The 20,873-nt window shown below is 64.3% G+C and carries 12 protein-coding genes and 2 pseudogenes; 3 read left to right on the top strand and 11 right to left on the bottom strand.

Going from position 1 to position 20,873, the window contains the following annotated elements:
* Positions 1–297: 297 nt before the first annotated feature.
* The 11 genes and pseudogenes from X741_RS150435 to X741_RS150475 form a co-directional block, all read right to left on the bottom strand.
* Positions 298–3,144, bottom strand: a complete 2,847-nt coding sequence (locus X741_RS150435) for a nitrate reductase (RefSeq protein WP_023778438.1) — start codon at positions 3,142–3,144, stop codon at positions 298–300.
* 2 nt (positions 3,145–3,146) lie between these two features.
* Complete coding sequence (nirD, locus tag X741_RS150440) at positions 3,147–3,476, bottom strand: nitrite reductase small subunit NirD (protein WP_013893254.1); 330 nt, start codon at positions 3,474–3,476, stop codon at positions 3,147–3,149.
* 217 nt (positions 3,477–3,693) lie between these two features.
* On the bottom strand, positions 3,694–6,144 hold the full coding sequence (gene nirB / locus X741_RS150445; protein WP_023778437.1) for a nitrite reductase large subunit NirB: 2,451 nt from the start codon (positions 6,142–6,144) through the stop codon (positions 3,694–3,696).
* Between the two features lie 4 nt (positions 6,145–6,148).
* Entirely contained in the window at positions 6,149–6,946 is a 798-nt protein-coding gene (locus X741_RS150450) for an ABC transporter ATP-binding protein (RefSeq protein WP_013893256.1), read from the bottom strand.
* 10 nt (positions 6,947–6,956) lie between these two features.
* A complete protein-coding gene (gene ntrB / locus X741_RS150455; protein WP_245272739.1) occupies positions 6,957–7,685 on the bottom strand; it encodes a nitrate ABC transporter permease in 729 nt (242 codons plus the stop codon).
* Between the two features lie 265 nt (positions 7,686–7,950).
* Positions 7,951–9,278 (bottom strand): annotated as a pseudogene (locus tag X741_RS01000000166845) (CmpA/NrtA family ABC transporter substrate-binding protein).
* Between the two features lie 354 nt (positions 9,279–9,632).
* Positions 9,633–10,871 (bottom strand): CmpA/NrtA family ABC transporter substrate-binding protein, encoded by a 1,239-nt coding sequence (locus X741_RS150460; protein ID WP_031250180.1) that lies wholly within the window; start codon positions 10,869–10,871, stop codon positions 9,633–9,635.
* A 2-nt stretch (positions 10,872–10,873) separates the two neighbouring features.
* The gene (locus tag X741_RS150465; protein WP_013893260.1) at positions 10,874–11,476 is read right to left on the bottom strand and encodes an ANTAR domain-containing response regulator; all 603 of its coding nucleotides are present in this window, start codon (positions 11,474–11,476) and stop codon (positions 10,874–10,876) included.
* Positions 11,477–11,576: 100 nt separating this feature from the next.
* On the bottom strand, positions 11,577–11,912 hold the full coding sequence (locus tag X741_RS1000000168645) for a hypothetical protein (RefSeq protein WP_084018670.1): 336 nt from the start codon (positions 11,910–11,912) through the stop codon (positions 11,577–11,579).
* Positions 11,913–11,988: 76 nt separating this feature from the next.
* Positions 11,989–12,843 (bottom strand): endonuclease/exonuclease/phosphatase family protein, encoded by an 855-nt coding sequence (locus tag X741_RS150470; RefSeq protein ID WP_023778433.1) that lies wholly within the window; start codon positions 12,841–12,843, stop codon positions 11,989–11,991.
* 125 nt (positions 12,844–12,968) lie between these two features.
* Positions 12,969–14,432, bottom strand: coding sequence for a phosphatidylserine/phosphatidylglycerophosphate/cardiolipin synthase family protein (locus X741_RS150475; protein WP_023778432.1), 1,464 nt, complete (start codon positions 14,430–14,432; stop codon positions 12,969–12,971).
* Positions 14,433–14,949: 517 nt separating this feature from the next.
* On the opposite strand from X741_RS150475, the gene X741_RS150480 reads away from it, so the two are divergent.
* The 3 genes and pseudogenes from X741_RS150480 (at position 14,950) to X741_RS01000000166840 (ending at position 20,873) form a co-directional block, all read left to right on the top strand.
* Entirely contained in the window at positions 14,950–15,144 is a 195-nt protein-coding gene (locus tag X741_RS150480; RefSeq protein ID WP_013893264.1) for a hypothetical protein, read from the top strand.
* A 753-nt stretch (positions 15,145–15,897) separates the two neighbouring features.
* A complete protein-coding gene (locus tag X741_RS150485) occupies positions 15,898–16,320 on the top strand; it encodes an AraC family transcriptional regulator (RefSeq protein ID WP_023778430.1) in 423 nt (140 codons plus the stop codon).
* 196 nt (positions 16,321–16,516) lie between these two features.
* Positions 16,517–20,873: pseudogene (locus X741_RS01000000166840) on the top strand (YadA-like family protein).

The following is a 20,873-nucleotide window of genomic DNA, read 5'->3' as shown; positions in this document are numbered from 1 at the left end:
AATAGTCAGCCGAACGGCCGCTCGTTTAATTGACCTTCATGAGGGCCAGGCATGGTTTCCGCGTCATTCCGAGCGGCGGGGCACGCCTTTCGGACATGAGTGCAGACCAGCCATGGTCTGACGAGCGATAAGACATCGCCCGGCGGCGAAGCTTTGCCGCGCTCCACTTCCGATATGCGAGTGACCGAGTGGATTATCGAAAAAAGATCGTGGTTGGCAAAAACGCCGACGGCCTGCTTGTTTTTGGCGGGCCGCCGGCGCGTGGAACATGGCTGATCCGTTCGCCCTGGACGCAGCTCATTCCGCGGCCTGGACGCGGTTGGCCAGGATGATGGCGCGGATCTCGGACCGGCAGGAGCCGCAATTGGTGCCGGCCTTCAGCGCATCGCCGATGGCCTCGACGGTCGTGCAGCCGGCCGCCGCGGCCGTCACGATCTGGTTGACGCCGACGCTGAAGCAGGAGCAGACCGTCGCGCCGGCATCGGGCCGTTCGGCGCCGGCACGACCGGCGACGATGCGGAAGCGTTCGCGCTGGCCGGCGTGGGATGTTTCCAACTGTTCAGCCGCCCAGCCGCGCGACACCGCGACCGGACCGGGCGCGACGAACAAGGCGCCGACAAGGTGCTCGCAATCGAAAGCGGCAATGCGATGCTGGCCGGCCTCGCGGTCGTGATAGGCAAGCATTTCTGCTCGCGGCTCCACACCAAACAGTGACCGGGCAAAGCCCGTCCAATCGACCTCGGCCTCGGCGAAAGCAAGCTCGACCCGCCACCCACCCTTGCAGCGGGCTGTCGCCCAATAGGGAGCGGCAATTGCCTGGGGATGTTGCCGCGTCACCGCGAAACCAAAGGCCCTGGCCGCAAATTTCTCGATATGGGCCGCGACGTGTTTCAGCGCCGGCTGGCCTGAGATTGGATCGGTGAGCGGCGCGGTAAGCGTGTCGAGCCGCCCTTTGGCGGCGAACTGATCGGTCCAGTGCATCGGCGCGAACAGGCTGCCACGGCGCTGGCGGGCCGTGATCAGCGCACGCGCGAACACTTCGCCACGCGGGCTGGAGATGCGCACGATGTCGGCATCGCCAATGCCATGGTGTTCTGCATCCGCCGGATGGATTTCGACGAAGGGCTCGGCGATGTGCTGGGACAGACGCGGGCTTTTGCCGGTGCGCGTCATCGTGTGCCAATGGTCGCGGATCCGGCCGGTGTTGAGGACGAGTGGGAAGTCAGGTGTGGTGCGGATTTCCGTGGTGGCGCGGATGGCGATGAAGCGCGCCTTGCGGTCGGGGGTATAGAAATTGCCGTTGGCGAAGAAGCGGGTGCTTTCACCCTCTGGTTTAAGCTCAGCTTGAACACCCCCCTCTGGCCTGCCGGCCATCTCCCCCGCAAGGGGGGAGATTGGCAGCTTCGACGCCGGCAGGTTTCCTGCGTCGCTGGTGATTGGCGAAGGCCGCGACAATAGGTGATCTCCCCCCTTGCGGGGGAGATGGCCGGCAGGCCAGAGGGGGGTGCCTGGGCTCGGCGCTGGCCATTGGAAAGGCGCCAGCGCGTCGTATTCCTCCGCATCGACACCCCCATAAGCACCAATATCGAAATCCCGCGCGCCATCGTTCTCGAAGCCCGACAGCGCGGCATGCTCGCCAAAAACCGCCGCCGGCGTCTCATGCGCAAACGCTTCGCCAAATCCCATCCGACGCGCCACCTCGGCAATGATCCACCAGTCGGGCCGCGCTTCGCCGGGCAGGCTGAGAAACGCGCGCTGGCGCGAGATGCGGCGCTCGGAATTGGTGACAGTGCCGTCCTTCTCGCCCCAGGCGGCGGCCGGCAGCCGGACATGGGCGTGGCGGACGGTGTCGGTGCTCACCAGCACGTCGGAGACCACGACGAACGGGCAGGCCTTGATCGCGGCCTCGACGGCATCGGCGTCCGGCATCGAATCGACCGGGTTGGTGGCTATGATCCACAGCGCCTTGATGCGCCCGTCGGCCACGCCTTGAAACATCTCGACCGCCTTCAGGCCAGGCTTTTGCGCGACAGCAGGTGCATTCCAGAAGCGCCGCACGCGGTCACGGTGTTCGGGGTTCTCGATCTCCATATGGGCGGCGAGCATGTTGGCCATGCCGCCGACCTCGCGGCCGCCCATGGCGTTGGGCTGGCCGGTCACCGAAAATGGTCCGGCGCCCGGCCTGCCGATGCGGCCGGTGGCGAGATGACAGTTGATGATGGCGTTGACTTTGTCGGTGCCGGAGGACGACTGGTTCACGCCCTGGCTGTAGACGGTCACCGTCTTGGCGGTCGCGGCAAACAGGCTGTAGAAACGGACAAGCTCGTCTTCGCCGAGGCCCGTCGCTGCGGCAACGCCCGCCAGATCGAGCGCCGAGGCGGCGAAAAGCGCTTGTCCGAAGCCGGTGGTGTGCGCGGTGATATAGCCGCGGTCCAGCGCATTGTGCTGGCCGAGCCAGGCGAGCAGACCGGTGAACAAGGCGACGTCGCCGTCCGGCGCGATCGCCAGGTGCATGTCGGCAATGTCCGATGTCATGGTGCGGCGCGGGTCGACCAGCACGATCTTCATGTCCGGCCGCTTTTCGCGGGCCGCGGCGATGCGCTGGTAGAGGACGGGATGGCACCAGGCGAGGTTGGAGCCGACCAGCACGATCAGGTCGGCAAGCTCGAGATCGTCGTAGTTCCCCGGCACGGTGTCGGAGCCGAAGGCGCGGCGGTGGCCGGCGACCGACGAGGCCATGCAGAGCCGCGAATTGGTGTCGATGTTGGCCGAGCCGACAAAACCCTTCATCAGCTTGTTGGCGAGGTAATAGTCCTCGGTCAGCAACTGGCCGGAGACGTAGAAGGCGACCGCATCCGGTCCGTGCTCGGCGATGGTTTGCGAGAAGGTCGACGCGACAAGGTCGAGCGCCTCGTCCCAGCCGGCGCGGCTGCCGTGGATTTCAGGATGAAGCAGCCTGCCGTCGAGGTCGATGGTTTCGGCCAAAGCCGAACCTTTCGAACAGAGCCTGCCGAAATTCGCGGGATGGTCGGGGTCGCCGCGGACGGACACTTGCCCGTCCGCGGCAACCTTCGCCAGCACGCCGCAGCCTACCCCGCAATAGGGGCAGGTGGTCCTCACCTCGCGCGCTGCTTCAATGTCCATGTTCAGGCCGCGCGGCTGGCCAGCGCTTCCAGCGCGATGAACAGATGTTCGCCTTCCCGTTTCACCGGGATGGTGCGGACCGCGCCCTCGTCGGCGCCGAGCGCCTTGCCCGTCTCCAGCGAGATCACCCAATTGTGCAGAGGGCAGGTCACCGCGGCGCCATGGACGATGCCCTGGCTAAGCGGCCCGCCTTTGTGCGGGCAATGGTCATCGATGGCATAGACCTGGTCGTCGGCGGTGCGGAAGACAGCGACCTTGCCTTCAGGCGTGGCAACGCAGCGCGCGCCACGGCGCGGGATGTCGGAAAGGGTGCCTATTGCGATCCAGTTCATGTGGGCGCTCCCGGCTCTGCTTGATGTGTAAATGCCCAGGCGCCCCCCTCTGTCCTGCCCGACATCTCCCCCTCAAGTGGGGAGATTGGCAGCTTCGACGGTGGCATCCAGCTGCCGGCTTTGGAGATTGGCGAAAACCGAAACGACATCCGATCTCCCCCCTTGCGGGGGAGATGGCCGGCAGGCCAGAGGGGGGCGCCTCGCGCAAACATCTCCATCACTCCGCCGCCTCGGCAAACCCGACCGAAGCCATCGGCCGGAATTCGTGCTTGTCCTTACCCGAAACGCGCTCCGACCACGGATCGACCTGGGCGAATTTCTGCGAGAAGACAAAGCGCTTGTAATAGGCCTTGCGCTTGTCCGCATCGTCCATGATCTGGCGCTTGATCTCGGGGATGCCGATGCGCTTGGCCCATTTGTAGATGCGCTCGAGATAGCGGCCCTGCTCGCGGTACATCTGCGTCAGCGCCACGATATGCTCCAGCGCCTCGTCTTCCGTCTTCACGAGGCCGAGCACTTCGGTGCCCTTGATGTCGAGGCCGGCGGCACCGGCGAAATGGATCTCGTAGCCACTGTCGACGCAGATGACGCCGACATCCTTGCAGGTCGCCTCGGCGCAGTTGCGGGGGCAGCCCGACACCGCCATCTTGACCTTGGCCGGGGTCCACGAGCCCCACATGAATTTCTCGATGCGAATGCCGAGCCCCGTCGAATCCTGCGTGCCGAAGCGGCACCAGTCGGAACCGACGCAGGTCTTCACCGTGCGCAGGCCCTTGGCGTAGGCGTGGCCGGAAACGAAGCCGGCCTGGCCGAGATCGGCCCACACCGCCGGCAGGTCCTCCTTGCGGATGCCCAGCATGTCGATGCGCTGGCCGCCAGTGACCTTGACCATCGGGATCTCGAACTTGTCGACGACATCGGCGATGGCGCGCAGCTCGGCCGCATTGGTCACGCCGCCCCACATGCGCGGCACCACCGAATAGGTGCCGTCCTTCTGGATGTTGGCGTGGACGCGCTCGTTAATGAAACGCGATTGATAGTCGTCGGCGTACTCGTCCGGCCAATCGCAGACGAGGTAGTAGTTGAGCGCGGGCCGGCATTTGGCGCAGCCGCAGGAGGTCGTCCACTCCAGTTCCTGCATGACGGCGGGAATGGTCTTCAGCCCCTTGGCCTTGATCAGCCGGCGCACCTCGTCATGGCCGAGCGTGGTGCAGCCGCACATCGGCTGTACGGCGGCCGGGTTGTAGTTGTCGCCGATGGTCAGCACCATCAGCTTCTCGACCAGCCCGGTGCAGGAGCCGCAGGAGGCCGACGCCTTGGTGTGAGCCCTGACGTCGTCGAGGGAGGTCAGGCCCTTGGCTGTGATCGTACTGGTGATCTTGCCCTTGCAGACGCCGTTGCAGCCGCAGATTTCCGCATCATCCGGCAAGGCTGCAACGGCCGCCATAGGGTCCAGCGGGGCACCCCCCTGGTAGGACTGGCCGAAGATCAACGTATCGCGCATTTGCGATATGTCGGTCTGTTTCTTCTTAAGGTCGTTGAACCAGGCGCCGTCCGCCGTCTCGCCATAGAGCACGGTGCCGATGATGCGGTCGTCCTTGAGCACGAGCCGCTTGTAGACGCCGGCCGCCGCATCGCGCAGCACGATCTCCTGGCGATCCTCGCCTTCGGCGAAATCGCCGAGCGAGAACAGGTCAATGCCCGTAACCTTGAGCTTGGTTGGCGTGTCCATGTGGACGAAGGCGGCGGCCTCGTCGCCGGCGAGCTGGCTCGCGGCAACGCGCGCCATCTCGTAGAGAGGCGCCACCAGCCCATAGACCATGCCGTTGACCTCGGCGCATTCACCGAGCGCGAAGATGTCGGGGTCGTTGCTGCGCATGCCGGCGTCGACGACGATGCCGCGATTGACGGCAATGCCCGCCTCCTTGGCCAGCGCCGCATTGGGCCGGATGCCGACCGCCATCACCACCAAAGTCGCCGGGATGACGGTGCCGTCGGCGAGTTCGACTTGCTCGACCTTGCCGTTGCCGGTGATTGCCTGTGTATTGGCTTTGGTGACGACCTTAATGCCGCGTTCTTCGACCGCGCGCTGCAGGAGATAGCCGGCGGCCGGATCGAGCTGGCGCTCCATCAGCGTCGGCATGACGTGCAGCACGGTGACATCCATGCCCTGCGCACTCAGGCCGGCCGCGGCCTCGAGCCCAAGCAGGCCGCCGCCGATAACCACGGCCTTGGACCTGGACTGGGCGGCAAGCATCATCGCCTGGACGTCGTCGAGGTCGCGATAGGTCAGCACGCCGGGCAGATTGTGGCCCGGGACCGGGATGATGAACGGCACCGAGCCGGTGGCGATGACCAGTTTGTCGTAGGGTTCGGTGACGCCGTGGTCCGAGGTGACGGTCTTGGTCGTCCGGTCGATGGCGACGATCTTGTGGCCCTTGTACAGCGTGATGTCGTTGGCGATGTACCAGCCATCGCCGTGGATGATGATTTCCTCATACGCCTTTTCGCCGGACAGCACCGGCGACAGCATGATGCGATCGTAGTTCACCCTGGGCTCGGCGTTGAAGATGGTGACCTGATAGCGGCCCGGGGCCTGCTCCAACAGGTGCTCCAGCATGCGCCCAGGGGCCATGCCGTTGCCGATGATGACGAGTTTTTCGGTCATTGGTCTACTCCGCGGCTTCGACGAAGCGGTGGCGTTCGTAGAGGAATTTCAGCACCGCCTCGCGGCAGCGCAGGAAGGTGCGATCCGAGGCGAGTTCGATGCGCCGGCGGGGGCGGGCCAGCGGCACGGGAAGAACCTCGCCGATGGTCGCGGCCGGGCCGTTGGTCATCATGACGATGCGGTCGGAGAGCAGCACCGCCTCATCGACATCATGGGTGATCATGATCGTCGTCGAGCCGAGCCTGGAATGGATGTCCATCACCGCGTCCTGCAGATGGGCGCGCGTCAACGCGTCGAGCGCGCCGAACGGCTCGTCGAGCAGCAGGATCTTCGGCTCCATGGCCAGCGCGCGCGCGATGCCGACGCGCTGCTTCATGCCGCCCGAGATCTCCGCCGGCCGCTTGTCCCTTGCATGCGCCATCTGCACGAGGTCGAGATTGCGCATGATCCAGTCATGCCGCTCGGCCTTGCTCTTGGAACGGCCAAAGACTTTCGACACCGCCAGGTTGATGTTCTCATAGACCGTCAGCCACGGCAAAAGGCTGTGGTTCTGGAACACCACGGCGCGCTCGGGTCCGGGGCTGTCGACCTCCTTGTTCTCGAGCAGCACGGCGCCAGCGGACACCGTGGTCAGCCCGGCGATCAGGTTGAGCAAGGTCGACTTGCCACAGCCTGAGTGACCGATGATGGAGACGAATTCGCCCTTGTCGATGGTCAGCCGGATGTCCTTCAGGACCTCGCTGACCTGGCCGCCGCGGGCGAAGGATTTGTCGATATGGTCGAGTTTCAGGTAGGCGGTCATCACGCTCTCCTCACTTTGCCGTCGTGCCGCGGGTGACGAAGACGCCGACCGCGGCGACCAGACGGTCGAGGCAGAAGCCGGTGACGCCGATATAGGCGAGCGCGACGATGATGTCGGGCAGCCGCGACGAGTTCCACGCGTCCCAGATGAAGAAGCCGATGCCGACGCCGCCCGTCAGCATTTCGGCGGCCACGATGGCGAGCCACGACAGGCCGATGCCGATCCTGAGGCCGGTGAAGATGTAGGGTGCCGCGGCCGGCACCATGATCTTGATGAAGAATTCGAGCGGGTTGAGCCGCAGGATGCGGGCGACGTTGCGGTAATCCTGCGGGATGTTGCGCACGCCGACGGCGGTGTTGATGATGATCGGCCAGATCGAGGTGATGAAGATGACGAACAGCGCCGACGGGCTGGAATCGCGGAACGCGGCCAGCGACAGCGGCAGCCAGGCGAGCGGCGGCACGGTGCGCAGGATCTGGAACACCGGATCGAGGCCGCGCATCGCCCAGATCGACTGGCCGACCAGCGCGCCAAGTGCAACGCCGACGACCGCCGCCATGCCGAAGCCGATGGCAACACGCTGCAGCGAGATCAGCACCCGCCAGGCCAGCCCGATATCCTGCGGGCCGTTGTTGAAGAACGGATGCGCGATGAGGTCGTAGGCCTCGTTCCACACTTGGCTGGGCGGCGGCAGGCTCGATGTCGGCGACGAGCAGGCGATTTGCCAGACGACGAGCATCAAAGCGATGACGACGACCGGCGGCACCAGCGTGCTCGCCAGCTTTCCGACGATCGCGACCGGATCGAAGCGGCGTCGTGCCTTGACCGTGAAGGCGATGACTTCGGCCGGCTTGGCGGGAAAGGCCTTCACCTTGGTGTCCTCGATCGTCTGGATAGACATGTCTGGGAAAAACTCCGTGGGCAGATGGTGAGGGCCAGTGCGACGGCACGAACGGTGCCGTTGCGCTGGGGACGACAACGGCGCAACGCGCCGTTTGCGCTGGTCAGGCCGAAGCCTTGATCTTGAGGCTGTCGAGATAGGCTGACGGGTTGGCCGGATCGAAGACTTTGCCGTCGAAGAAGGTCTCGACACCGCGCGAGGAGGACGCCGGGATGTCGGCGGTGGCAATGCCGAGANAATGCCGAGATCCTTGGCCGCCTCGCGCCACAGATCCTCGCGGTTGACCTGGTCGACCAGTGCCTTGATGTCAGTGGTCGGCCCGAATTTGCCCCAGCGTATGTTCTCGGCGAGGAACCAGCTGTCATGGCTCTTGAAGGGATAGGAGACGCCGCCCTTCCAGAACTTCATGTAGAGATCGGTGCCGGTGGCGACGCGGCCATTGCCGTAGTTGATGTCGCCCTTGAGGCGGCCGATGATGTCGGCGACCGGCACGTTCATCCATTGCCGTTTGCCGATGATGGTGGCCATCTCGTCCTTGTTCTCCGTGGCCTCGCACCATTGCTGGGCTTCCATGACGGCCATCAGGATCGCCTTGGTGGCGTTCGGGTACTTGTCGATGAACTCGGCGCGCAGGCCGAGCGCCTTTTCCGGATGGCCCTTCCACAACTCGCCCGTCGTGGCGGCGGTGAAGCCGACGCCCTGGTGGACGAGTTGCTCGTTCCACGGCTCGCCGACGCAGAACACGTCCATGTTGCCGACCTTCATGTTGGCCACCATCTGCGGCGGCGGCACGACGATGGTCGAGACATCCTTGTCGGGATCTATGCCGCCGGCGGCGAGCCAGTAGCGCAGCCATAAATCATGGGTGCCGCCCGGGAAGGTCATGGCGGCCTTGATGTCCTTGCCGGCCGCCTTCTTGGCCGCGAAGACGTCCTTCAGCTTCGAGGCATCGAGGCCGACGCCGGTGGCGGCATATTCTTGCGCCACCGAAATGCCCTGGCAGTCGTAGTTGAGCCGCGCCACGATCGCCATCGGCATCGGCTGGTTGTTCTGGGTCACCTTGCCGGTGTGCATGAGATAGGGCAGCGGCGTCAGTATATGGGCGCCGTCGATGCCGTTGGCGGCGCCGCCGAGCATCAGATTGTCGCGCGTCGCGCCCCACGAGGCCTGTTTCAGCACCTCGACATCGGGCATGCCGAATTTCGCGAACAGCCCCTTCTCCTTGGCGACTATCAGCGGTGCGGCATCGGTCAGCGCGATGAAGCCGAGCTTGGCGCCAGTGACTTCCGGGGCGGAGGTAGCGGCATGGGCGCCGGACGGAAAGAGCTTGCGGGCGGCCATGAACAGGCCGGCCGTCATCGCGCTGCTGACCAGAAAATCACGACGTGTCACATCCCCGAGCGATGTGCCGGTGCCGATTAATTTCTTCATTGTCTTCTTCATCGTCGTCTCCGGTTGAACGCGATCCGCGCCGTCGATTGACCCAAAAACAAAAAAGCCGCCGGCCAGGTCGTCGCGTCCGGGAATCCGGATCGCGTCTTGACCTGAGCGGCAGCTTTGCCCGTAGCGCCCGCCATTGGACGCTGTTCCGTGACCCGCGAAGGGCCTGATTATTTCAAAGCAGGAACCGTGCCAGTTTGACGGTGAGGGAAAAATATCAATGAAATCATTGATAAACGCCGGTCGTCGACGCGTCAGGCGCTATGGCGAGCAGACCAAAGATTGTTCAGTAGAGCAATCGCGCGCACAATTTTTGTGCAATGCACAAGAATGGCGAGGAAACGATCAAGCTTTCGCGCGGGCCGATTTCTGCTTCTCGACATACGCTTCGATCTGGTCCGGATCGAAGATCTGGCCGTCAAAGAAACCGTCGGGGCCAAGCACCAGGCCCGCCCCGGTCGCGCCGACCGCGGTTGCGGCCTTGAGCGCGCCCTCGACCTTCGAATTGGCGCCCGGCAGCGCCACGCCCAGCGGCTTCAGCGCCGAACGGTAGAGGTCGGGACGGTAGCAGTCGCGGGCAATGGCGAGATTGTCAGGCGTGTGCGCGACATGCCCCCAGCGCACCATCTGCGTGTAGAACCACAAGGCATGGCTCTTCCACGGGAAGTTCGCCGCCTTGTCGAAGGGCACGAAGAAGTCTTCGATATCCAGGTCCGCCCCGCCACCCAACTGGAGATGGCCGGTGAGGATCGGCATCTGGACAGCCGGCGGCAGGCCGAGGAAACCAGCTTTGGCCATCACATCGGCCAGTTCGGTGCGGTTCGCCGGATCCTGGCACCAGCGCGCCGAATGATGCAGTGCGCGCAAGAGCGCCGCCAGGGCTTCGGGGGACTGCTCGGCCCAGGCTTTGCGCACCCCGACCACCTTCTCCGGGCTGTTGCGCCACAACAGCGCCTTGACGGTGACGATATGGCCGGTGCCGGCCGCCACCGCGGCACTGTTCCAAGGCTCGCCGACGCAATAGCCGTCGATGCGGCCCGCGGCCAGCGCGTCGGCCATGAAGGGCGGCGGCACGATGACGATCTCGATCTCGCGCTGGGGATCGATGCCGCAAGCGGCCAGCCAGTAGCGCAGTTCGTAATTATGCCCCGAATGCGGGTGCACGACTGCAAAGCGCAGCGGATCGTGGCCAGCGGCCGCGCGTTCGCGGATAAGCGCGCCAAGTGCCGCACCCGCGCGCGCCGGATCGAGATCGGGCGCCGCGCCGTGCGCCGCCATGCCCTCCCACACCGCGTTGGAGATGGTGACGCAATTGCCGCCGAGCCCAAGCGAGAACGGCACGATGGTCTCGGAAGCGAGCGGCGTCAGCCCGAGATTGCAGGCGAGCGGCATCGGTCCCAGCATATGCGCGAGATGGAAGTGGCCGATAGCGATGCGGTCCCGGATGTTGGCCCAGGAGGTCTCGCGATGCAGCGTCAGGTCGATGCCTTCGCGCCTGGCGAAGCCAAGCTCGCCGGCGGCGACCAGCACGGCGCTGTCGAAAAGCGGCATGAAGCCGGCGGTTATCTGGTGCTCGGCGCCCATCGTCATTCGTCCTCCGCCGGTCCCAGCAGCCCGGCGGCAGTCACCAGGCTCTGGGCGATGTCGCCGATCTTGCGGTTCTGGTTCATCGCGGTCTTGCGCAGCAGCGTGTAGGCGGCTTCTTCCGTCAGCCCGCGCGACTTCATCAGGATGCCCTTGGCACGGTCGATCACCTTGCGGCTCTCCAGCTCGCTGCGCGCCTCTTCCAGTTCGCGCGCCATGCGCGAGAAGGCGTTGAAGCGGCTGACGGCCATGTCGAGGATTGGCTTGACGCGTTCTTGCCGCAGGCCGTCGACGACATAGGCCGAAACGCCGGCATCGACCGCGGCCTCGATCGAGGCCTGGTCGGAGCGGTCGACGAACATGGCGATCGGGCGCTTCACGGCGCGCGACAGCTGGAACATGTTTTCCAGCATGTCGCGGTTGGGGTTTTCGAGGTCGATGACGATGACGTCAGGCTCGATCTCGGCGATCCGCCGCGCAATGCCGGTGACATCGTGGATGACGGTGACCTGCTGATGGCCGGCCTCGCGCAGGCCGGCCTCGATTATCGAGGCGCGGATGCGATTTTCATCGATCACCAGGACGGCTAGAGCGGGGCGGATCATGCCTGCATTGTGGGCAAGGCCGTCAAATTGTGCAATGCGGCATAGCCATGTCCATCAATTAGACCGCAGCCATGCGCGTCATGGCATTCGCCGCACGAGATCAGCCGCAGACGCGAACGTCTTCAACCACCTTGTGGTGGTGGCGCCAATGCACGACCGTTTCGACGTGGCAGCGATGGTGCCGGTGGTGGCGCCGGTATGCGCGATCCCGGTAGTCGCTATCACTGTCGTACTGGACGCTCTGGTCGTCATCATACTGGTTGTCATAATGTCGATTGTGGTGACGGCGAATAACAATTCCGCTGTCGGAATCATCGTCCGATGAATATCGGTTGCCGTCGTCGGACTGGATAGTCACGCTTGCGGCTCGCGTTGGTGCAGTCACTGCCGCTGTCGCGGCAAATGCCAACATGGAAGCCAAAATCAGTTTTTTCATCCCATCCTCCTGCCTGTCCAAAACGTATGAACTCGACCTATAAACTCATGGAAGAACCGGGCGTTCCCTGTCAAATCTACACGCTTTGCGACGCCGGAGACATCATGGCGTTATCAGCGGCGGCCATACGATCAAGGCGAACAAGCGCCGTGAGCGGCAGATGGTCGGAGGCAACGCGCGAAAGCGGCGTATCGTGCGCCTCCACCGCCGCGATCATTCCGTGCCGATTGGTCATGATCCGGTCGAGAGCCAGCAGCGGCAGGTTTGACGGGAAGGTGGGAACCGCCGGCGGCTGCGGACCGAACGTCGCATGCAGCGTGTTGAGCGCCGAGCGGTTGCCGAGCCGCCATTCGTTCAGGTCGCCAAGCAGTAAGGTCGGCTTTTCGTCCGGGCTGTTCATGAGATCGAGCACGACACGTGCCTGCTGGGAACGCGAGTGGCGCAACAGGCCGAGATGAGCGGCGATGACGCGCAAAGTCTGGCTTCCATCCATCTCGATCTCCGCCACGACGGCACCGCGCGGCTCCAGCCCCGGAAGCTTGATCTGATGCACGTCGCGAACCACGCCCTTCTTGAACAGCAGGACATTGCCATGCCAGCCATGGCCCTTGCCGGTGGCCGAAATCGGCACGGGAACAAGGCCGGTTTCCCGTTCGAGCCGGGGCAGGTCGAGAAGCCCGTCACGGTCGCCGAAACGATTATCGGCTTCCTGCAAAGCGATGACATCGGGATCGATTTCGCGGATGACGCGGCTGGTGCGCTCGGGATCGAATTTGCGGTCGACGCCGATGCATTTGTGGACGTTGTAGGAGGCGACCAGCGTGCCGGTGGTGCCGGTCGTCTTGTGCGCGGCGGCGTTTGCCTTCTGCATCCGACGGTCGCGGATGGACAAAAGCATGCTCGCTGGCAGGCTGCGTCCGTTCATCCGCATCGCGTGCCCGCCATTTCAGCCGCTTTCATCATGCACATCAAATAGAGTCTTTCGGTCTGTGTTCCATGATCGGCGTCAAACTATCTGGCAAACACGTCGTTTTGTTAAAGATAGGGCAAACCCATCTAGAGATAGGGTGAACCGAGCCAAAGGACCCGGTCGAACAGCCTGATGAGGAACGGCCGGGCGCGCAAGGCATCGAGCGTCACCGGCACGGCGGAGGTCATTGCCGATCCGATCCGCGCTTCGATCTCGCGCGCAAAGCCTGCGTCGAGGATCTCCAGGTCGATCTCGAAGTTGAGCCGCAACGACCGGGCATCGAGGTTGGACGACCCGATATAGGCCCATGCGCCGTCGATCGACAGCAGCTTCGAATGGTCGAACGGCCCTTCGGTGCGCCAGACGCGGCAATAGTGCTTCAGCACCTGATCGAATTGCGCGGTCATGGCGCGATCGACGAGGAAAAGGTTGTTCACCGCCGGCACGACGATGTCGATTTCGACGCCGCGCCGGGCGGCGGTGATCAGCGCGCTGACCAATTCGCGGTCGGGCAGGAAATAGGGCGACATCAGGCGGATCGACTTGCGCGCGACGGAAAACGCGCCGATCAGCAGCTTGTGGTTGGTCTCGTTGCTGGCGTCCGGGCCGGAAGCGACCGCTCGCACCAGCATCGGGACGCCGGGCGCCGGCGATAGTGACGCTATGCGCCAAGCATCGCCCTTCAACGCCTCTTTGGTGACAAAACGCCAGTCCTCGGCGGCGACCGAGAAGAGGTCGGCGACGACTGGGCCGGTTACCCGGAAATGCGTGTCCCTGGCGCTCTTCGAGCCAGCGAACTCCGCGGAAAAACCCTTGCGGATATTCATGCCGCCGGTAAAGGCAACCGTGCCGTCGACCACCAGGATCTTCCGGTGGGTCCTGAGGTTGGCGTAGGGCAGCCGCAGGCCCATGACGATGTTGCCGTTGAAGAGATCGACGGGAATCTTCGCGTCGCGCAGGTGCCCCAAAATGCTGGGGACCGAGTAGCGGGCGCCGACGGCATCGATCAGCACGCGAACGGTAACGCCGCGCCGGACGGCATTGGCCAGCGATTCGACGAAGAGCAGGCCGACGGCGTCATTGTCGAAAATATAGGTCTCGAGCAGGACGCTGCGCTCGGCGCCATCGATGGCCGCGCACATGGCGGCGTAGGCCTCGTCGCCCGTCTCCAACACGTCGATTGCATTTCCCGGGTTGAGCGTGCGTCTCGCCACCCGGTCGCCGAGCGTTCTAAGACCCGTGAAGCGCTGTCCGTAGCGCTCGACGATCAGTGCCTCCTCGGCGACGAGGTCGCGCTCATGCTTGGCTGACACCGCATCGCCGGCAAGCGGGCGCTGTGCGCTGATCGTGGCACGACGGATGCGGTTTATGCCGGCGACGGCATAGATCAGCACGCCGAGGATCGGCGACAGCACCATCACGCCGACCCAGCCGGTGGCAGCGCGGACGTCTTCCTTGGTCATGACGGCGTGGGCGATGCCGACGGTTGCCATCGCCACTGAGATGATCGCCAGGATTGTGGTCCCGTGAGTCGCAATAGTCTCGAACATTGCCGGGACTATCCAGCGAGCGATTGCAGAAGGCAATGCATCAGCTCATGCCTCGCAGCCCGATGGCGTGGTATCGCTGGCCAAGGATTTGAACCGAGGTCGGCCAGGCGGCGACGCCAGAGCCCGCACGAGATGGTACGCCTGGCCGAACGAATCCTGCTGCAGCAACTCGACGGAGGCAAACCGGGCAGCGCGATAGAAGGGATGCCTTCCCTGGCGCCATTGCGATGGCACGCGTGATGTTGACGGGGCTTGCAGGGCTGCCAAACGGTATGCGGTTCGACTGAAGAATACCATCCTTCACGTCAGAGAGTGAGCCGACCAAGCTCCGATAGAATGTCGTCGTGCAAAGCCCTCCCTGACCTTGGGTAAAGCATAGAACTGGCGCGATCCGGCATCGTCCTGAGCTGTTTTGATACTCCAGGGCTTCCTGTACTTTGGTGCCACATCTATTGTATATCAAGAGGAATGAAATTGGCGATATAACACTTTGATCGGAGGCGAGGGGGAGCGCCGAATGATGACATTCAACTTCAAGGGGCCTCCCGTGGGGGACGGCGACGTGTCGGCCGAATGCCAGGGCCAGCTGCTGCCTTTCATCCATGAAATCGTCCAGGCAGCGGTCGCGGCGGGGTGGAGCCGGGACGATGTTCTTCTGGCTTTTGTGGAACTCTCCTGGGATCTCTACGAGAAACGTCGCGGTGATCTGTAAAATTACGCCTCAGTTTGAAGTTCGCAGCGGCCAGGGGCGTGTTGTTACCCGTGTTCTTGCCACAGGCCCCTATTGCCGGTCAGCCTGACACTGGACGTCACGACGCCAGCTTAGGCGCAGCAGGCCCTGTTTGACAATCAATGAAAATCGCGGAATCGCTCTCGCCAGGCTGATACGCGGAACTCGCGCATGGCGAAGGCTCGCCATGCGGCGGAAATGGAATGCTCGCCAACTTCCTCCACCGGTCACTTCTTTGTTTTCTCGAACAAAAATTTTTCTTTGCACGTGGAAGTTCTTTCCTATCCAAGGCCTGTGCGTTACGCTGGTTGCGGGTCGGGCAAGGGGATTTCAAGCTACAGCAAGACGGCTGAGGCGGCATGCATGAACAAAGCGGACGAAGCTCGGGAAAGCGGCGTTTCCCGGGGCGTCGATCGGACAGCCCGATACCTCTTGGACATCATTCCGGAAATTGCCGGTCCCAGGCATACCCCGGCGCGCGGGAGCGTTACCTCGCGCGGGGCGTCATCCATTGTGTCCGCGATCCCGGGCCGCAGAAGTTCCTGCCCCCGGCCCATGAGGTCGATTTCCCCGATACATCGCTTCAGCCGCCCCCGTTCGGCATGGATGAGCTGCAGATCGTTGAGATGAGGTCGGCCAGCATTACCGTCGGATCCATCACGAATTGTTTTTCAGGGGAACAGGGAGGGCAGCCTAGGGTTGAGTTCCAACTGGGACGTATCAGGAGGCCGGAGCATGCGGCGGCGTGATGATGATCCTGCGGGATCGGCTCCCGGGACGGGTTCCGCACAACAGCCGGCGCTGCACGCAAAAGGCGGGCTTTCCGTCCGCAGCGCACGCAAGGTACAGGAATTCCTGGATGAGAACTTCACACGCAAGCTGGCGCTTGGCGAGATGGCTGCGGTTTGCGGGCTTTCACCCTATCACTTCATGCGAGCCTTCTCCAGGACGTTCGGAATGCCGCCGCATCAGTATGTGCTCGACCTCAGGCTGGACTTCGCCGAAAGGCTGCTTGCCGAGAGCCGGATGACGATCGCCGACATCGCCCATCTGGCCGGCTTTTCCAGCCAGAGCCATTTTACCACCCTTATGAAGAAATATCGGCAGACGACGCCATTGCAGGCGCGGGTGGGCAAGCTTAACGCCAAGCTTAGATGAAACGGCGCTTACGAAATTGTTTGACTACTTGGCTTATAAGCGTCTCCTAAGGTAACGCGCCGTTAACCTCTGTCGGTTTGCTCCGATCTTTTCTCACAAGACAGCAATTTCGTGAAATACCGCGAGCAGGAATCATGCCTTTCTGGTGGCGAACGGAATTGTCAGACATTTCGTGCCGGCCAGCGGAGAGGGAACCATGACCGACAACCAGATTTCGAGCGGCCAGATTGCGAGCGGCTCGCTTGTTCAGCGTCGCGCGGCGCATTTCGCTGGGCAGTGGATCGCGGGGGCCGATCATGGTTCGCGCTCGGTTCGCCGCCGCCTGATGGCGGTGCTGCGGATGGCGCATCGCGCGCTTAGCATGGGGCGTAAGCGCTTGGGGTTGGGAACGCTTGGCGTTGGCGGCGGGTCGGCGGCGGTGCTGAGTGTCTTCGCGATTGGTTTGGCCGCGACGCCTGCTCTGGCACAATATCAAGCCGGCGGCGGCTCAGCGACTGCTCCCGAGGCCGTCGCGATCGGAAATGGCTCAACAGCCAGCCTTAACTGGGCCATAGCGCTCGGCTTTCAGTCCAACGCGGCAGCACAATACAGCGTGGCTATCGGCCGCACCGCATCGGCGACGGGTGCCGGCGGCGCGGTGGCGATCGGCTCCGGAACAATCTCCAACAATGTCAATACGGTAGCGATCGGCGTCAATGCCAGCGCCACCTTGGCCGGCGCTAGCGCTCTCGGCACTTTTGCCGTTGCTTCGGGCGGCAACTCCACTGCCGTCGGCGTCAGCTCCTTGGCCAGCGGTGGCACATCTTTCGCCGGAGGCTGGGGGTCCCAGGCCACCGGGACGCGCGCCATCGCGATCGGGAGCCAGGCAGTCTCCTCGGGACTGGACACCGTTGCCCAAGGTACCAACACCATTGCAAATAGCCAGAATGCCATCGCTGTCGGCTTCCAGTCGACCGCAACGGCGATAAACGCCGTCTATCTCGGCTCGCGCACCGCCGCCGGAACGGGGGCATTGGCCCAGAGCGCCATTGCCATCGGTACGGATGTGACGGCGTCTCAGGCCGACAGCACTGCGATCGGACGCGCGTCCAAGGCAACGGGGACGGCCGCCATGGCGATGGGTACCACCGCCCGTGCCTGGGGCAACCAGTCGATCGCATTGGGCACGGGCGCGATTGCAGGCGTCCAGGCCAACACGGCTCTGCCCAACAGCATAGCCATCGGCACCAATGCGGTCTCTTCCGGCGGTTTCGGCGTCGCGCTCGGCCAGGCCACTCAGGCCACTGCCGATTTTAGCACCGCAATCGGCAACGGGGCTGTTTCGAGTGGAACGGGTTCGTCGGCAATGGGATCGGGAGCACAGGCTACCGGGGTCTCGGCCACGGCAGTCGGCAACAACGCCACCGCGACCGCCGCGCAAGCAACCGCGATGGGACTTGGCGCAACGGCGAGCGCCACGAGCGCCATCGCCGTTGGTATGAATTCCAAGGCCGATTCCGCCGAGGCGGTCGCCATGGGCACCAATGCGGTGGCGACCGGCGGCAAGTCGGTCTCGATCGGTTCCGNGTTCCGGCAACACCGCCTTTGGCAACGGCGCGGTCTCGATCGGCGACCCCAGCTACGCCAGCGGCACCGGCGCCTTCACCGGCGGCGCCAACAACATCGCCAACAGCGACGGCACAGCGACCGCCACCGCAGCCAATACGGCCAACGGTGCTGTCGCCATCGGCAACAACAACAAGGCGATCGGGCAGGGCTCCGTGGCGCTGGGCAATGGCTCGACCGCGGGAGCCGCCGGTCTGGCAGGCAATGTCGCGCTGGGCGACGGCGCGACGGCGGCGGCAAGCTCCGGCGATGTCGCGCTCGGTTCGGGCTCGGTCACCACTACGGCGGTCGGCACGGCCAGCGGTGTGGTCAACGGAACGACCTACGCCTTCCAGGGTACCAATCCGACTTCGACGGTCAGCATCGGCGCACCTGGCGCGGAACGGACGCTCACCAATCTGGCAGCGGGGCGGATCAGTGCGCTCTCGACGGATGCGATCAACGGCTCGCAGCTCTTCGCCACCAACCAGGCGGTGGACGCCATCGGCGCCCAACTCAACACCATCAATGTCGGCGGCGGCATCAAGTATTTCCACGCTAACTCGACCTTGCCGGACTCCCAGGCGCTGGGCACCGATTCCGTCGCCGTCGGCCCGAACGCGGTGGCCAACAATGCCGGCGATGTCGCGATCGGCCTGAATTCGACGTCGGGCGCAACGACCAATGTCGGCGGCGCCACGATCGGCGGTACCGCCTATACCTTCGCCGGCGGCACGCCGGCGGGCGCCTTCTCGGTCGGTTCGGCGGGCGCCGAGCGCCAGATCCAGAACGTCGCGGCCGGACAGTTGAATGGCGGCTCGACCGACGCGGTCAACGGCTCGCAGCTCTTCGCCACCAACCAGCAGGTGACGCAGAACACAACCGACATTGCCAACATCGACAGTGGCGTGACCAATCTCGGAAACACGTTCAACACCATCGCCGGCGACACCTCGACCGCCTATACCGACGCCAACGGCATCGGCATCCGCTACGCCCGCACCAACGAGGCCGGGCTGGCGCAGACCGATTCCTTCGCGCAAGGCGTTGGCTCCACCGCCGTCGGCTACCAGGCGACGGCGACCGGCGACAGCGCGCTGGCGCTCGGCCGCGCCACACAGGCCAGCATCGACGGCAGCGTGGCGCTCGGTTCCGGCTCGGTCTCCGATCGCGCGATCGCTCCCGCTTCCGGACAACTGCCCGCCGGCCCGTCCAATTTCATCCAGTACAACACTACCGACAAGACGCTGCTCGGCGCCGTTTCGGTCGGCACCGCCACGTCCTACCGGCAGATCACCAACGTTGCCGACGGCACGCAGGATCAGGATGCGGTGACGGTGCGCCAGCTCGCTGGCGCCATCGCTTCCGTATCGGCGACGTCGACCAAGTATTTCCATGCCAATTCGACGGCGGGAGACTCGCTCGCCGTCGGGGCCGAGTCGGTCGCGGTCGGTCCGACGACGGTCGTCAACGGCGACAATGGCATCGGCATCGGCAATGGTGCCATCGTCGACCAGACAGCACCTGGCGGCACCGCCATCGGCCAGAACGCGCATGTGATGCTGGCCGACGGCCTGGCGCTCGGCACCAATTCGCTGGCGTCCGGCATCCAGTCGGTGGCGCTCGGCGCCGGTGCCCAGAGCACCTTCATCAACAGCGTCGCGCTCGGCGCGCAGTCGATCACCTCGGTCGGCGCCCAGACCGGCTACACGGGTTTTGGCCTTACCGCCCCGCAGACCTCGGTCGGCGAGGTGTCGATCGGCGCCGCCGGGGCCGAACGCAAGCTCACCAATGTCGCGGCGGGCTCGGCCGATACCGATGGCGTCAACGTCTCGCAACTGCGCGGCGTGTCGCAAAATATCAGCAACCTGTTCGGCGGCGGCACCACGGTCAATCCCGACGGATCGATCACCGGACCGACCTACACCGTCCAGGGCAACACCTACACGACCGTCTATGACGGGCTCACGGCGGTCGACAACGCGCTGACCAATATCACCAGTGGTGGCGGCATCAAGTATTTCCACGCCAATTCGACGCTGGCCGACTCCATCGCCAGCGGCACCGACAGCGTCGCGATCGGTCCGGCCAGCGTGGCGAGCGGCACCAACAGCCTCGCCGCCGGCAATGGCTCGACGGCCACCGGGCAGGGCGCCGTCGCGCTCGGGCAGGGCGCCAAGGCCAACAATGCCAATGATGTGGCGCTCGGTTCCGGGTCGGTGACGCAGACCGCCGTCGGCACCGCCAGCACCGTCATCAACGGCAAGACCTATGCCTATGCCGGGACGACTCCAACCGGGACCGTAAGTGTCGGCGATGCCGGCGCCGAGAGGACGATCACCAATGTCGCCGCAGGCCGCGTTTCTTCAGACAGCACCGACGCGATAAACGGCTCGCAGCTCTACGCTACGAACACGGCGATCGAGGATCTGAAAGCCGGCGTTGGGGGTCTCACGCAGAATGCGGTGACCTATGATACCCAGGGTGGCGCCAAGACGAACACCATCACGCTGCAGGGCGGCGACGTCAACGCGCCGGTCGTCATCTCCAATGTCGGCCCTGGCGTCAAGGGCAACGATGCGGTCAATGTCGACCAGATGAACAACCGCGTGGATTACGCCATCAACACTTCCAACTCCTATACCGACAAGGTGGCCGGCACGACCTTGCAACAGGCCAACGACTATACCGATCAGAAGCTCAGCCAGCTCAATACGGACCTGGGCGGCATACGCGACGAAGCACGGCAAGCGGCCGCGATCGGGCTCGCCGCTGCCTCGCTGCGCTACGATGATCGTCCCGGCAAGCTGAGCGTCGCGGCGGGTGGCGGCTTCTGGCGGGATTCGAGCGCCTTGGCCTTCGGCGCCGGCTACACCAGCGAGGACGGCCGCATCCGCGGCAACCTGTCCGGTACTGCCGCCGGTGGCCATGTCGGCGTCGGCGCCGGCATCAGCTTCACCTTGAACTGA

It is taken from the genome of Mesorhizobium sp. LNHC221B00 (assembly GCF_000502935.1).
In the GTDB taxonomy this organism is placed as follows: Bacteria; Pseudomonadota; Alphaproteobacteria; order Rhizobiales; family Rhizobiaceae; genus Mesorhizobium; species Mesorhizobium opportunistum.
The sequence above is the reverse complement of the archived record's forward strand: the minus strand, read 5'-3'. Positions and strand labels throughout refer to the sequence as shown.

Excerpts from the sequence above, each read along its gene's own strand:
- X741_RS150435 (WP_023778438.1), bottom strand. The coding sequence starts at position 3,144 with ATGGACATTGAAGCAGCGCGCGAGGTGAGGACCACCTGCCCCTATTGC.
- nirD (WP_013893254.1), bottom strand. The coding sequence starts at position 3,476 with ATGAACTGGATCGCAATAGGCACCCTTTCCGACATCCCGCGCCGTGGC.
- nirB (WP_023778437.1), bottom strand. The coding sequence starts at position 6,144 with ATGACCGAAAAACTCGTCATCATCGGCAACGGCATGGCCCCTGGGCGC.
- X741_RS150450 (WP_013893256.1), bottom strand. The coding sequence starts at position 6,946 with ATGACCGCCTACCTGAAACTCGACCATATCGACAAATCCTTCGCCCGC.
- ntrB (WP_245272739.1), bottom strand. The coding sequence starts at position 7,685 with ATGCTCGTCGTCTGGCAAATCGCCTGCTCGTCGCCGACATCGAGCCTG.
- X741_RS150460 (WP_031250180.1), bottom strand. The coding sequence starts at position 10,871 with ATGGGCGCCGAGCACCAGATAACCGCCGGCTTCATGCCGCTTTTCGAC.
- X741_RS150465 (WP_013893260.1), bottom strand. The coding sequence starts at position 11,476 with ATGATCCGCCCCGCTCTAGCCGTCCTGGTGATCGATGAAAATCGCATC.
- X741_RS1000000168645 (WP_084018670.1), bottom strand. The coding sequence starts at position 11,912 with ATGAAAAAACTGATTTTGGCTTCCATGTTGGCATTTGCCGCGACAGCG.
- X741_RS150470 (WP_023778433.1), bottom strand. The coding sequence starts at position 12,843 with ATGCGGATGAACGGACGCAGCCTGCCAGCGAGCATGCTTTTGTCCATC.
- X741_RS150475 (WP_023778432.1), bottom strand. The coding sequence starts at position 14,432 with ATGTTCGAGACTATTGCGACTCACGGGACCACAATCCTGGCGATCATC.
- X741_RS150480 (WP_013893264.1), top strand. The coding sequence starts at position 14,950 with ATGATGACATTCAACTTCAAGGGGCCTCCCGTGGGGGACGGCGACGTG.
- X741_RS150485 (WP_023778430.1), top strand. The coding sequence starts at position 15,898 with ATGCGGCGGCGTGATGATGATCCTGCGGGATCGGCTCCCGGGACGGGT.